Here is a 12,756-nt window from a genome sequence, read left to right on the forward strand (position 1 = left end):
GTCGCGTACCGCACATCCCGCGCATAGCCTCCGAGGACAGCCACGCGGTGGAGACGTGGCGCGGCGAAGGGCGCGGTGCGCATGAGGCGGCGAGTCCTACGGTGGTGCGCGGCGCTGGGTGCGCTCGGGCTCGCGGTGCTGCTCCCGCTCCCGGGCCTCGCCCGCGCCGACGACCCGGTCGCGCTGTCCAGGAGCGGCCGGGTCACCGACAGGGTCGGCGCGCTCCAGGGCCGGACGTCCCAGGTCACGACCGCGCTCGACCGCCTCTACGACACCCGGCACCTCCGGCTCTTCGTCGCCTACGTCAACGGTTTCTCCGGCCGCAGCCCGCAGGACTGGGCCAATACCGCGGCGACCAGGAGCGGGCTCGGCCGGCAGGACATCCTGCTGGCCGTCGCCACTCGCGACCGGCAGTACGCGGTCTCCGCCGACCAGGACTCCGGGCTCACCCAGGCCCAGCTCGACGAGGTCGGCTCCACCGCCGTCGCACCCGCGGTGCGGCAGAACGACTGGGCGGGCGCGGCGGTGGGCGCCGCGAACGGCTGTGACGCGGCGCTGGCCGGGCGTCCGGTCGCCGCCCCCGCCATCGTCCCGGGCGCGGTGGACCCGGGCGCCGGCACGGCGGCCGACAACGGCGCCGCCGACCTGTGGATCCCGGTGGTCGCGGTGGCCGCGGCGGGCCTGCTGATCGGCTACGCCGTCAAGCGGCGGCGCACGACCGCGGCGGGACGCGGTCCCGAGCCCGCCGGCGCCGGCGGCGCGCCGGGTCCCGGCGGGCGCGGGCGCCGCTACGCCCCGAGGCCGACGCCGCTGCCCGAGCTGGACGCGCAGGCCGGGCAGCTGCTGGTGGCCACGGACGACGCGGTGCGCACCAGCCAGGAGGACGTCGGCTTCGCCGCGGCGCAGTTCGGCGAGGCGGCGGCGCAGCCCTTCACCGAGGCGGTGGACTACGCCAGGGGCGAGCTGGCCGCCGCCTTCCGGCTGCGGCAGAAGCTGGACGACGCCTTCCCCGGGGACGACGCGGCCAGGCGGCAGACGCTGGACGAGATCCTGTCGCGCTGCACCCAGGCCAACCGGCGGCTCGACGCGGAGTCCGAGGCGTTCGACCGGCTGCGGGCGATGGAGGCGAACGCGCCGCAGGTGCTGGAGCAGGCCGAGGCGAAGGCCGCCACGCTGCCGGGCCGGATCGCGGCGGCCGAGACCGCGCTCGCGCCGCTGGCCGCCGATTACGCCGACTCGGCCGTCGAACCGGTCGCCGGGCATCCCGCCGAGGCCCGCGACCGGCTGGAATTCGCCTACGCCAGCCTCGACCAGGCCCGTGCGGCGATCGGCACCGACCACGGCCGCGCCGCCGTCTTCGTCCGCGCGGCCGAGAGCGCGCTCGACCAGGCCACCACCCTGGCCGACTCCGTCACCCGCCGCGCCGACGACGTGCACGCCGCCGACGCCCGCCTGCGCGCGGCCCTGGCCGAGATGGACGCCGGCCTGGCGCGGGCCCGCGGGCTGCTCGGCGCGGACGGCGCCCCCGGCGGCACCGCGGACCTGCGGGGGCGGATCGCCAGGGCCGAGACGGTGGCGGCCGGCGTACGCGAGGAGCTGGCGGGCGGGCGGTACGACCCGATCGCGGCGCTGCGGCGGGTGGAGGAGGCGGACGCGGGACTGGACGAGCCGCCGGCCGGGGCGCGGGAGCAGGAGGTCGGCGGGCGGCGGGCGCGCGGGCTGCTCGACCAGGCGCTGCTCGCGGCCCGCAGCGAGGTCGCGGCGGCCCGCGACGTGATCACCACCCACCGGGGCGCGATCGGCAGCCAGGCGCGTACCCGGCTCGCGGAGGCCGAACGCCGCCTCCAGCAGGCGCGGACCGCGGCCCCGGCCGACGCCACCGCCGCCCTGACGCACGCCCAGGACGCCGACCGGCTGGCCCGGGAGGCGCAGCGGCTGGCCCGGCGGGACGTCGGCGGCTTCGGCACGGACTCCTGGAGCGGTCGCCGCGGCGGCCCGGACATGAACGGCATCGGCGGGGCCATGCTCGGCGGGATCATCCTCGGTGAGCTGTTCGGCGGCGGGCGCGGCGGCAGCGGCGGTTTCGGCGGCCTGGGCGGTATGCGCAGCATGGGCGGCGGCGCCGGCTTCGGCGGCGCGGGACCCGGCAGCTTCGGCGGCGGCGAGACCCGCGGCCGGATGGGCGGCGGCGGACGCTTCTGAACGGACCCGCGGCACCGCGGCGGCACCGCGCCGACTGACCGTCCGGCCCGGGCGGGCCACCTGGCCCGCCGGCTGCCTGGTCCGGCCGGCCGGGGGCCGGGGTCAGAACATGCTCAGCAGCTCGTCCACGGTGGGGGTGACGACATGGGACTGGCGTCCGGGCAGGGCGAGTTCGAACCATACGGTCTTGCCCCGGTGGGTACGCCTGCTGCCCCAGCTCTCGCTGAGCATGGTGACCAGTTGCAGCCCGCGCCCGCCCTCGTCGGTGTCGCGGGCGCGGCGGCGGCGCGGCTGGACCAGGGCGCTGTCCCACACCTCGCACACCAACGTGCGGTCCAGCAGCAGCCGCAGCCTGATGTCGCCGTAGCCGTGCCGCAGCGCATTGGTGACCAGCTCGCTGACCAGCAGCTCGGTGGTGTCGACCAGGTCGCCGAGATCCCAGGCGAGCAGCTGCTCGTGGGCCACTTCGCGGGCTCGTGCCACCGAAGTGGGCTGCGGCTTGAGCGTCCAGTCGCCGACCTGGTCGGCCGGCAGGCCCTGGATCCTGGCCATCAGCAGCGCGATGTCGTCCTCGCCGTGCGCGGTGTCCAGGGTGGCGAGCACGTGGTCGCAGATGTCCTCAAGGGGCCGGTCGGGGCCGTCGAGGGAGAGCCGGAAGGCGTCGAGGCCCTCGTCCAGCGGCAGGCTGCGCGATTCGACCAGGCCGTCGGTGTAGAGGGCGAGCAGCGCGCCCTCGGGCAGCTCGACCTCGCTCTCCTCGAACGGTTCGCCGCCGACGCCCAGCGGTACTCCCCTGGGCAGTTCCAGCAGCAGCGGCGACTCGCCCGGCTCCACGACGGCCGGCGGGAGATGGCCCGCGTTGGCGATGGTGCAGCGGCGGGTGACGGCGTCGTAGACGACGTAGACGCAGGTGGCCAGGTAGACCTCGGTGAGGTCGGATTCGCCGCGCTTCTTGGTCTTGCCCGCGCGGCCGGGGGTGGGCGCGCCCAGGCCGCGTACGACCTCGTCCAGGGCGCTCATCACCTCGCCGGGCTCCAGGTCGAGCATCGCCAGGGTGCGGACGGCCGTCCGCAGTTCGCCCATCGCGACGGCGGCCCGCAGGCCGCGGCCCATGACGTCGCCGACGACCAGGGCGGTGCGGTGGCCCGGCAGCCCGATGACGTCGAACCAGTCGCCGCCGACCTCGGTCTCCATGCTGCCCGGCAGATAGCGGCAGGCGATGTCGAGGCCCGCGGCCTCGGGGTCGTCCGGCGGCAGCAGGCTGCGCTGGAGGATCAGGGCGCGTTCGTGCTCGCGGCGGTAGAGGCGGGCGTTGTCGATGAAGATCGCCGCCCGGGCGGCCAATTCCTCGGCCAGCATCCGGTCGCGTTCGGTGAAGGGCTCGCTGCCCTTGGCGCGGGAGAACTGCACCAGGCCGAGCACCATGTCGCGGGCGACCATCGGCACCACGAGGGTGGACTGCACCAGGGCGCCGCCCAGGTCCTGCCCGCCGTCGCCGTCGAGCACCTGCGGCTGGGCGGTGCGCAGCGCGCGGGCGCTGGCGGAGCTGAAGCGGTAGCGGTGGACCGAGCCGACGGAGACCGGGCCGTCGTCGGCCGACACGTCGTCGTCGTCGCCGGCCATGGCGACGGGCGCGTCGGACACCGAACTGGCGAAGGCGACCCTGCGCAGCTCGCCGCTGCCGTCGGTGGTGCCCGACAGGTCCTCGGCGCCGGACAGCAGCGCCTGGTAGAGGTCGACCGAGGCCAGGTCGCAGAAGTGCGGCACCGCCACGTCGAGCAGTTCGCGCGCGGTGGTCTCCAGGTCGAGCGAGGTGCCGATACGGGCGCCCGCCTCATTGAGCAGCGCCAGATTGCGGCGGGCGTGCGCGGCCTCGCGCTCCGCGCGCTGCCGGCCGGTGACGTCCATCGCCAGGCCCGCGACGCCGATCGGCCGTCCCGAGGAGCTGTGCAGCCGGTAGAGCGAGATCGACCAGCGGCGCCGGCCCGGGTCGCCGGGCACGGTGCCGACCAGCGGCATGTCGAGGACCGGGTCGCCGGTCTCCAGCACCTGGCGCAGGGCGGCGGACAGCCGGTCGGCCTCGACCCGGGACAGGAAGTCGTGCGGGCCGCGCCCGCGGTGCTCCTCGGCGGGGCGGCCGAAGACGGTCGCGAAGCGGTCGTTGACCCGGATCAGCCGCAGCTGGTTGTCGAACAGCACGAAGCCCATCGGGGACTGCCCGAAGACCGCCTGGGAGGCGGCCAGGTCGGTCTCGATCTGCCGCAGGGTGGCCACGTCGACGGCGATGCACAGGGCGCCGCGGTCGGCGGGCATGACGTACACCTCGGCCAGGCCCTCGCCGCCCGACGCGTCGTTGTACGGCACGAGTCCGGTCCACTCGCGGCCGTTGAGGATGTCGGCGAGCCGCTCGTGCCCGCGCACCTGCACATGCGGCGGCGCGAAGGCGGCGATGGGGTCCCGGCCGAGCGCGTCCTCCGCGGAGACGCCGAAGAATTCGGCGGCGCGTTCGCTCCACTGCTCGATACGTCCGTCGGGGCCGAGCGAGAACGACGCGACTCGTATGTAGTCGTAGATGGAGCCGGGCGGGCTCGACTGCCAGACCGCGGTCTGTGCCGCCGCGTCCGTACCGTCTCCTGGCGGAACCGCCCCTGCTGGCATGTCGCTCACTCGCCCGACCCCTCCAGCTCAGCACACATGGACCGGTTGGAGCTGAGTATTCAGCATGCGGACCGTCCAGCACACGGTCTTGTCGATCACAGCATCATCTCGGCTCGTGGGGCACGGGGGCCGTCCCCTGAACACCTCGGTCGCACCTTTCGCTCTCGTGTCTTCGGAATACCCGGCACACGCCCCGCGAACCATTTCGGTGATCACAACGGGTCCGCCGTGGCAGCGGTCACGGGAACAGTCGTCACAGCTGTCACGGAAGTGCCAGTTCGAACCACACGGTCTTGCCCAGCGGACCGTGCCGCGTCCCCCAGCGCCGGGACGCGCCGGCCACCAGTTGCAGCCCCCGGCCGCCCTCGTCCTCCTCGGTGGTCTCGCGCTCGCGCGGCGGGTCGGGCAGCGGATCGGACACCTCCACCAGCAGCGAGCCGCCGCGCACCATCCGTACCCCGATCGGGCCGTGCGCGTACCGCAGCGAATTGGTGACCAGCTCGCTGACCAGCAGGACCGTCACGTCGGTCAGCTCGGCCAGCCCCCATTCGGCGAGCGCGTCCCGCACCCGGCGGCGGGCCAGCCGTACCGCGCTGGCCTCGGCGGGGAAGCTCCAGGCGGCGGTGGAACCGCGCGGCAATGTACCGAGGCGGGCCATCAGCAGGGCCACGTCGTCGGGCTCGCGGCCGGGCTCCATGGTGGCGAGCAGGTCGTCACAGGCGTCCTCCAGGGAGTCCAGCGGGCGGCACAAGGTGGAGCGGAGGCGTTCCAGGCCGGTGCCGATGTCGTGGTGCCGGGACTCGACCAGGCCGTCGGTGTAGAGCACCAGGACCGTGCCGTCGGGGACGTCCAGCTCGGTCGTCTCGAAGCGGACGCCGCCGACGCCCAGCGGCACCCCGGGCGGCAGGTCGTCCAGCAGCCGCGCCTCGCACCCGCCGGACCCGGAGTCCGGCTGGACCAGCACCGGCGGCGGGTGCCCGGCCTGGGCGATGGCGCAGCGCCGGGTCGAGGGGTCGTAGACGGCGTACACGGCGGTGGCCATCCAGCCCTCGGCCTGGTTCTGGGCCAGGTCGTCGCCCAGCTCGCTGACCCGGCGCAGCAGCTCGTCGGGGGCCATGTCCAGGCCCGCGAGGGTGCGTACCGCCGTACGCAGCCGGCCCATGGTGGCCGCCGCGGGCAGTCCGTGGCCCATGACGTCGCCGACGACGAAGGCGACCCGGCCGCCGGCCAGCGGCAGCACGTCGAACCAGTCGCCGCCCACCTCGGCGGCGCTGCTGCCCGGCACGTAGCGATAGGCCACGTCGACGCCCGGTGCCGCGGGCGTGTAGCGCGGCAGCAGGGCGCGCTGGAGCATCAGGGCGCCCTGGCGCTCGCGCACGTACAGCCGCGCGTTGTCCAGCGCCGCGCCCGCCCGGTCGGCCAGCTCCATGCCGAGGGCCACGTCCTCCTGGTCGAACGCCTCGCGGGCGCCCGTCCTTCCGACGATCAGCAGCCCGAGGACGACGCCGTGCGCGCGCAGCGGCAGCACCAGCATCGACTCGATGCCGACGGCGAGGGTCGCGCGGACCTTGGGGTCGTCGGGGAAGGCCGCGTTCGTCAGGTCGTCGCGCGAGCCGAAGAGCTTGGGCTGTCCGGTGGCCAGCACGTGCCCGAAGGGCGACTTGCGGTCGTGGGACACCGCCTGGCCGGGCCTTATCATCCGCACCACGTCGGGGCTCCACGAGATCGCCCCCACCCCGGTCTGCCGCATCGGCGTGCTGTCGGTGTACGGCGCCACGGGCAGCTCGCCGCCCTCGGCGAGCTGGTAGTGCAGGTCCACCCCCGAGTAGTCGCAGAAGGTCGGCACCAGCACCGCGGCCAGCTCCTCGGCATTGCGCCGTACGTCGAGCTGGCCGGCCAGCCGCGAGCCGACGTCGTTGAGCAGCGCCAGGCGGCGGCGGGCCCGCTCGGCCTTCGCCGCGGCCTCGACGCGCTCGGTCACGTCGATCACGGTGGCGCTGATCCCGAGCACCCGGCCGGCCCGGTCGACCAGCCGGTGGTACGACAGCGACCTGTGCCCCTTGCCGACGGGCGCCGGCGAGACCAGGTCGATCACCGGCCGCCCGGTGAGCAGGACGTCCCGCTGGAGCGCGGCCAGCGACTCGGCGCTCTTGACGCCCATCACGTCCGCGACCCTGCGGCCGATGTGGTCGGCGGCGGGCACGCCGTTCATCCGGGCGAGCGCGTCGTTGACGCGGACGTAGCGCAGCTCGCTGTCGAACATCGCGACGCCCAGCGGGGAGGAGTCGAACAGCGAGTCCAGGGCGGCGAGGTCGTGCTCAAGGGTCCGCAGCCGGCTGGTCTCCACCATCGACGCCAGGACGAAAGGCCGCCCGTCCCCGTCCACCAGCAGCGAGGCCCGCGCCTCGACCTGCACGGTGTGCCCGTCGCGGTGCCGCAGCGACAGGATGCCGCTCCAGCGCCCGCCGCGCAGCAGTTCCCCGAGGATCTGCTCGGCCTGTCCCGCCGACGGTACGGGCCGCGGCGGCGGCTTGCTGCCGAGGGTCTGCTCCCCCGGACCGAACAGCCCGCCGACCCGCCGCCCGACGATGTGCTCGCCGGCCCACCCGAGCACTTCCTCCGCGAGAGGGCTCCACAGCAGGACCCGTCCCGAGGTGTCGAGCATGACGACGGCGACCCGCAGTGTGTCGAGCAGCGTCCCGTCGCCCGTTCCGATGGTGCCCCCGTCACCGCCGGGCGCGTCGGACGGCGGAGGCTGGGCGCGCTTCGGGGGCGGCTGGTCCGCGCCAGGGGTGTCGCCGCTGGCGGTCATGCCTCGCACCCCCGACCGGGTCGGGCGGCCGGTTCCACCCGGCCGCCAACAGGGATTTATCCCTTCTTACCCGATATTCCCCCATCCTCCCGCCCCCCGCGCCCCCACGACGTCCACCGGGAGGACACGGAAGCCGCTGACGCGGCGGGCCGGGGACCCGCGCGGGCGCGGCAATGGCGCCGGGTTCCGCGGGCGCGGCGGCTTGCGCAGGCGCGGCAATGGCGCCAGGTTCCGCGGGCGCGGGCCGCCGTGCCGGGTGACCGGCCCACGAGCCGGCAGAGGCACGCCGGACGCGGCACATAGCGGCGGGTTCTGCGGGCGCGGCGATAGCGGCGGCTCCCGCGGGCGCGGCCATAGCGGCGGGCGCGGCGCGCGGGCCGGCGGCGGTGGGGCAGCCGGGCGTGCCCGGGCCGGGTGACCAGCACCCCCGGGTGCCGGTCGTCAGGGGGTGGTGAGCCTTGTGGCGGCCCAGCGGACCGCTGGGCGGTCCTGGGGGAGCCAGTCGACGGTGTCGACCTCGGTCGAGCGGAGCCAGCGCAGTTCGTCGTGGTCCTGGAGGGGGCGCGGGCTGCCGGAGAGCAGGCGGGCCGTCCACACCTGGAGCATCAGCGCGCCGCCCGCCACCGGCCACTGGCCCGGCACCCTTTCCAGCGGCTCGACCTCGACGCCCAGCTCCTCGCGCAGCTCGCGCACCAGCGCGTCCGGCGCGCTCTCCCCCGGCTCCAGCTTGCCGCCGGGCAGCTCCCAGCGGCCCGCCAGCTCGGCGGGTGCCGTGCGGCGGGCGGCGAGCAGCCGGCCCTCGGACAGCACGGCGCCGCCCACCACCAGCCGGGCAGCCGTCACGCCTGGGCCAGCCGGGGGGCGATGCGCTCGATGACATAGCGGCGCGGTTGCGGGACGCCGTTGCCCTGGCTCTGCTCCTGGCCGTTCTGCCGGCCGCGGTCACGGTCGCGGCTGTCGAGCTGGTCGGCGATCCGCTCGGCCTCGGCCCGTGTCGCGTACCGGCCCACCCGGTAGCGGTTGGCGGCGTCGTCCTGGCGTATGAGGACCCAGACGAGGTCGGACGTCATGAGGTGTCATGCCCTTTCACTTGCACTGCCGGCCTGCGCGCCGGAAGCGGTCGCGTTCTCGGTGGGGTTGGCGGTCGAAGTGGCGGTGACGGCGGCGGTCGAAGTAGCAGGGGCAGTGGCAGTGGCGCCGGTGGACTCGATCACGCCGAGGTGCGCGATGTTCGCGCGGTCCTCGGCGTCCCGCTCCTGCTCGGCGCCGGCCGCGAACCAGGCGTCGAGGATCTCGGTGAGCAGCCCGCCGGACAGCGTACGCAGCCCGAGCGCCAGCGCGTTCGCGTCACTCCATACGCGTGCTCCGCGCGCGGCGTACGCGTCGGCGCACAACGCGGCACGTACGCCGGGAATCTTGTTGGCCGCGATGGATGCGCCGGCGCCCGTCCAGCAGCAGATGACGGCCTGATCCGCGGCGCCTTTCGCGACGGCGCGCGCCGCCGCCTCCGCACTCCAGGCCCAGTCGGCGCGATCACCGTCGCGCAGCGCGCCGAACACCTCCACAATGTGCCCGCGGCGACGAAGATCGTCAACGACCAGCCTGGCCGGGAGCTCATCCATGTCCGAGGAAACGGCGATGCGCATATGCCCGACCCTACGCCCGAGCTTCACAGCGCGGGCAGGCAATGCTGCGAAGAGGCACCGATCCGGCCATGCGTTCGACCAGAAGTCGACGGACCGTCAGCTCACCGCACGGGCAGGTGGTACACCGCCCGGTATTTCTCCGCGGGGATGACGACATCGGCGGTCTCGACCGGCCGCCCCGAGGCGAAGTACGTCCGCCGGATCTCGATCACCAGATGGCCCGGCACCCCGCCGAGCGCCGCGGTCTCGACGGCCAGCCCGGGGCGGGCGCCGACCTCCTCGGCCATGTGGTCCACCACCACGTCGATGGCCGCCATCCTGGCCACCACACCCTGCCCGCCGACCGGCCCCTCCTCGGGCAGTAGCACCGGCGTACGCCCCGTCAGCGCCAGTGGCTCCCACGAGGTGGACAGCAGCGTCGGCTCACCCTCGGTGCGGAAGAGGTAGTGGGTGCGCATCACCCGTTCGCCCGGCTCGATCCGCAACCGCTCGGCGACGTCGAGCGACGCCGTGTCCTGCACGCTGCGCGACTCCCAGGTGCCCTTGCTGCCCTCGTCCGCCTGTTCCTGCCGGTAGGGGGTGGCCTGGCCGGCCGGGCGGTAGCCGCTGCGGACGATCCGCCGGGGCCTGGGACGCTCGCGGACGTACGTACCGGAGCCGGAGCGGCCCTCGACGAAGCCCTCGGCCATCAGCACCTTGCGCGCTTCGAGCGCGACGGTGTCGGAGACGCCGTATTCGGTGCGGATTCTCGCCTGCGAGGGGAGCCGGGCGTGCGGGGGAAGCGTGCCGTCGAGAATCTTGCGGCGCAGGTCGTCGGCGACGCGCAGGTACGCAGGCTGCTCACCGAATGCCACGGGCTGCCCCTCCCAGGGGTTGACTGTCCGCGACAGCTTCGCAACCCTGGGTACTCAACCGCAAGCCTTGCCCTAAGCGTCACGCTCCGCGCATGCTTCGGCCGCGCCCCCGCCGGCGCGGCCGGTCACACCGTCGCCCACCTGCGGCTCAGACACCCACACCCGTGCCCTGCGCCGGGCTCTCGCCCGACTTCACCGAACCGGTCACCCGGCCGTCGGGGGAGCCGAAGAAGCAGATCACCGAGCGCTCGTGCTCGGCCCAGTTACTGGCCGGCGGCAGGTAGAAGTACAGCTTGTCGGCCACCCGCGGCTCCTTGCCGTCCAGGTAGGTACGGGCGTACTTCACGCAGTTGGTCTGCGCGTCGTCGGTGACCCCGTCCACCCCGGGGTACGGGTCGTCGGCGCCGGACTGGATCTCGTAGACCGCGAAGGCCTCGGCGTCGTGCGCCTCGGCGCAGTCCACGACGTCCACCGAGGTGGAGCGGGTGCCGCTGTCGCTCCCGTAGTCGGACAGTTTCTTGCCGACGGTGTTGAAGCACTGGCCGGCCTTGAGGTCGCCGACCTGGGTGTTGCCCCCGTCGAAGACGCCGACCGCGGCGAGCGTGATGAGCGCGGCGAGCCCGAGCGTCCACACACTGGAGAGCGTGATCCCGGCGACCGCCATCCCCTTGCCGCGCTCGCCGCGCCGCTTGACCTGCTTGAGGCCCACCAGCCCGAAGATCAGGCCGAGCACGGGCACGCACGGGATGAGGCCGACCACCAGCGCGGCGATCGACATGCCGTTGGTGGTCCGCTCGTGCGCGTACCAGCCCTGCTGCCCCGGGTACCCCGGCTGCCCGCCCGGCGCCGCGTAGCCGAACGGCTGCTGCTGCGCCCCAGGGTAGGGCTGCCCGTAGGGGCCGGCGGTGGCGTACGGATTCGGCGGCGGCTGCTGCGGGTACGGCTGCTGGGACTCCGGGGGCTGCTGCTGCGCGTACGGATGTGGCGGCTGCGGCGGCTGCGGATACGACGGCAGGCCCTGGTGCGGCGGCCGGCCGGGCGGCGGCACACCGTCGGGGGACGGCGGCGGCGGGGGCGGCGGGGGTATGTCCACGCGGGGAGTTTACGGTCCGCGCGGACATACGCGGCGGCGGGACCGCGGGCGGTCCGGGGGCCGCCGGGCGGCACGGGCGGAACCGTTTCCGCCGTTCCCCTTGACCGGCATTGGTCCAGACCAATACTTTCGCGCCATGCGTCGACGAATTCTCGGCCGTATGGCCGCCACGGCCGCCACACTCTCGCTGGTCGCCGTCCTGCCCGCCCTCACCGGCGGCAGCACCGCGCAGGCCCACGGCGGGCACTCCCCCGCCAAACCGTCCTACAAGAGCGTCGGTTACTTCACCCAGTGGGGCATCTATGCCCGCAATTACCAGGTGAAGAACGTCCAGACCTCCGGCACCGCCGCCAAACTCACCCACCTCAACTACGCGTTCGCCAACATCGGCGCCGACGGCAAGTGCTTCGAGGCGAACGTCGCGGGCGAGGGCGACGCCTGGGCCGACTACCAGCACCCGGTCGACGCCGCGACCTCCGTCGACGGCACCGCCGACACCGCGGAGCAGCCGCTCGCCGGCAACTTCAACCAGCTGCGCGAACTCAAGCAGAAGAACCCCAAGCTGAAGGTGCTGATCTCGATCGGCGGCTGGGGCTGGTCCACGAACTTCTCCGACGCCGCGCGAACCGCCGCCTCCCGCAAGGCACTTGTCTCCTCCTGCCTGGACATCTTCATCAAGGGCAACCTCCCGCTGCTCGACGGCAAGGGCGGCCCCGGCTCGGCGGCCGGCCTCTTCGACGGCGTCGACATCGACTGGGAGTGGCCCGGCTCCTCCGGCGACACCGACACCGTCTACCGGCCCGAGGACAAGCAGAACTTCACCGCGCTGGCCGCCGAGTTCCGCACGCAGCTGGACTCCTACGGGCGGCAGACCCACAAGCACTACGACCTCAGCGCCTTCCTGCCGGCCGCGCCCGCGAAGATCGACGCCGGCTTCGAGGTCAGGAAGATCTTCACGTACCTCGACTTCGGCACCGTCCAGGGCTACGACTTCCACGGCCCCTACGAGACCGGCACCAACCAGCAGTCCGCGCTGCGCGCTCCGCGCAACTCGCCGGTGCCGAACGACTTCAGCGACACGCAGGCCGTCGGCGACTGGCTGCACCGCGGCGCCCCGGCCCGCCAGCTCGTCCTCGGCGTGCCCTTCTACGGCCAGGGCTGGACCGGCGTCCCCGACGGCGGCACGGCCGGCCTCTTCCAGCCCTCCACCGGCCCGGCGCCGGCCACCTGGCAGGCGGGCAACGAGGACTACCACGCGCTCAAGGCGCTCGCGGCGTCCGGTACGTACGCGGTGCACCGCGATACGCGCAACGGCTTCGCGTGGCTCTACGACGGCACGAACTTCTGGACCTACGACGATCCGCAGGTCCTCGCCGCGAAGACCGCCTACATCCGGGGCGCGCACCTCGGCGGCGCCATGGCCTGGTCCCTCGACGGCGACACGGCGAACGGCGAACTCATCTCGGCGCTGCACCGCGGCCTGTCCTAGAC

General features: G+C 74.3%; 8 protein-coding genes and 1 pseudogene. 2 read left to right on the forward strand and 7 right to left on the reverse strand.

Going from position 1 to position 12,756, the window contains the following annotated elements:
- Positions 1 to 81 precede the first annotated feature (81 nt).
- Positions 82 to 2,202, forward strand: coding sequence for a TPM domain-containing protein (locus OHA86_RS12710; protein ID WP_329175085.1), 2,121 nt, complete (start codon positions 82 to 84; stop codon positions 2,200 to 2,202).
- A 102-nt stretch (positions 2,203 to 2,304) separates the two neighbouring features.
- Here OHA86_RS12710 and OHA86_RS12715 read toward each other — a convergent pair whose 3' ends face one another.
- The 7 genes and pseudogenes from OHA86_RS12715 to OHA86_RS12745 form a co-directional block, all read right to left on the reverse strand.
- Positions 2,305 to 4,860 (reverse strand): SpoIIE family protein phosphatase, encoded by a 2,556-nt coding sequence (locus tag OHA86_RS12715; protein WP_329182383.1) that lies wholly within the window; start codon positions 4,858 to 4,860, stop codon positions 2,305 to 2,307.
- A gap of 262 nt (positions 4,861 to 5,122) precedes the next feature.
- Positions 5,123 to 7,672 carry a SpoIIE family protein phosphatase gene (locus OHA86_RS12720; protein ID WP_329175087.1) on the reverse strand — a complete coding sequence of 850 codons (2,550 nt, stop codon included), beginning with the start codon at positions 7,670 to 7,672 and terminating at the stop codon, positions 5,123 to 5,125.
- 441 nt (positions 7,673 to 8,113) lie between these two features.
- Positions 8,114 to 8,515: a (deoxy)nucleoside triphosphate pyrophosphohydrolase gene (locus tag OHA86_RS12725; protein ID WP_329175088.1), complete on the reverse strand. Its 402-nt coding sequence runs from the start codon at positions 8,513 to 8,515 to the stop codon at positions 8,114 to 8,116.
- Positions 8,512 to 8,742 (reverse strand): SPOR domain-containing protein, encoded by a 231-nt coding sequence (locus OHA86_RS12730; protein ID WP_329175091.1) that lies wholly within the window; start codon positions 8,740 to 8,742, stop codon positions 8,512 to 8,514. The genes OHA86_RS12725 and OHA86_RS12730 overlap by 4 nt, the downstream gene beginning before the upstream one ends.
- Before the next feature lie 135 nt (positions 8,743 to 8,877).
- A pseudogene (locus OHA86_RS12735) lies at positions 8,878 to 9,318 on the reverse strand (RpiB/LacA/LacB family sugar-phosphate isomerase); the annotation flags it as partial.
- Between the two features lie 101 nt (positions 9,319 to 9,419).
- On the reverse strand, positions 9,420 to 10,172 hold the full coding sequence (locus tag OHA86_RS12740; protein WP_329175093.1) for a GntR family transcriptional regulator: 753 nt from the start codon (positions 10,170 to 10,172) through the stop codon (positions 9,420 to 9,422).
- A gap of 148 nt (positions 10,173 to 10,320) precedes the next feature.
- Complete coding sequence (locus tag OHA86_RS12745) at positions 10,321 to 11,265, reverse strand: DUF4190 domain-containing protein (RefSeq protein WP_329175094.1); 945 nt, start codon at positions 11,263 to 11,265, stop codon at positions 10,321 to 10,323.
- Between the two features lie 136 nt (positions 11,266 to 11,401).
- Here OHA86_RS12745 and OHA86_RS12750 point away from each other — a divergent pair, with 136 nt between their 5' ends.
- A complete protein-coding gene (locus tag OHA86_RS12750; protein ID WP_329175096.1) occupies positions 11,402 to 12,754 on the forward strand; it encodes a glycoside hydrolase family 18 protein in 1,353 nt (450 codons plus the stop codon).
- The last annotated feature ends 2 nt before the right edge of the window (positions 12,755 to 12,756 follow it).

The organism is Streptomyces sp. NBC_01477 (assembly GCF_036227245.1).
Lineage (GTDB): Bacteria > Actinomycetota > Actinomycetes > Streptomycetales > Streptomycetaceae > Actinacidiphila.

What these genes read in the sequence shown, in the direction of transcription:
- OHA86_RS12710 (WP_329175085.1), top strand. Translation starts at nt 82, where the DNA reads ATGAGGCGGCGAGTCCTACGGTGGTGCGCGGCGCTGGGTGCGCTCGGG.
- OHA86_RS12715 (WP_329182383.1), bottom strand. Translation starts at nt 4,860, where the DNA reads ATGCCAGCAGGGGCGGTTCCGCCAGGAGACGGTACGGACGCGGCGGCA.
- OHA86_RS12720 (WP_329175087.1), bottom strand. Translation starts at nt 7,672, where the DNA reads ATGACCGCCAGCGGCGACACCCCTGGCGCGGACCAGCCGCCCCCGAAG.
- OHA86_RS12730 (WP_329175091.1), bottom strand. Translation starts at nt 8,742, where the DNA reads ATGACGTCCGACCTCGTCTGGGTCCTCATACGCCAGGACGACGCCGCC.
- OHA86_RS12750 (WP_329175096.1), top strand. Translation starts at nt 11,402, where the DNA reads ATGCGTCGACGAATTCTCGGCCGTATGGCCGCCACGGCCGCCACACTC.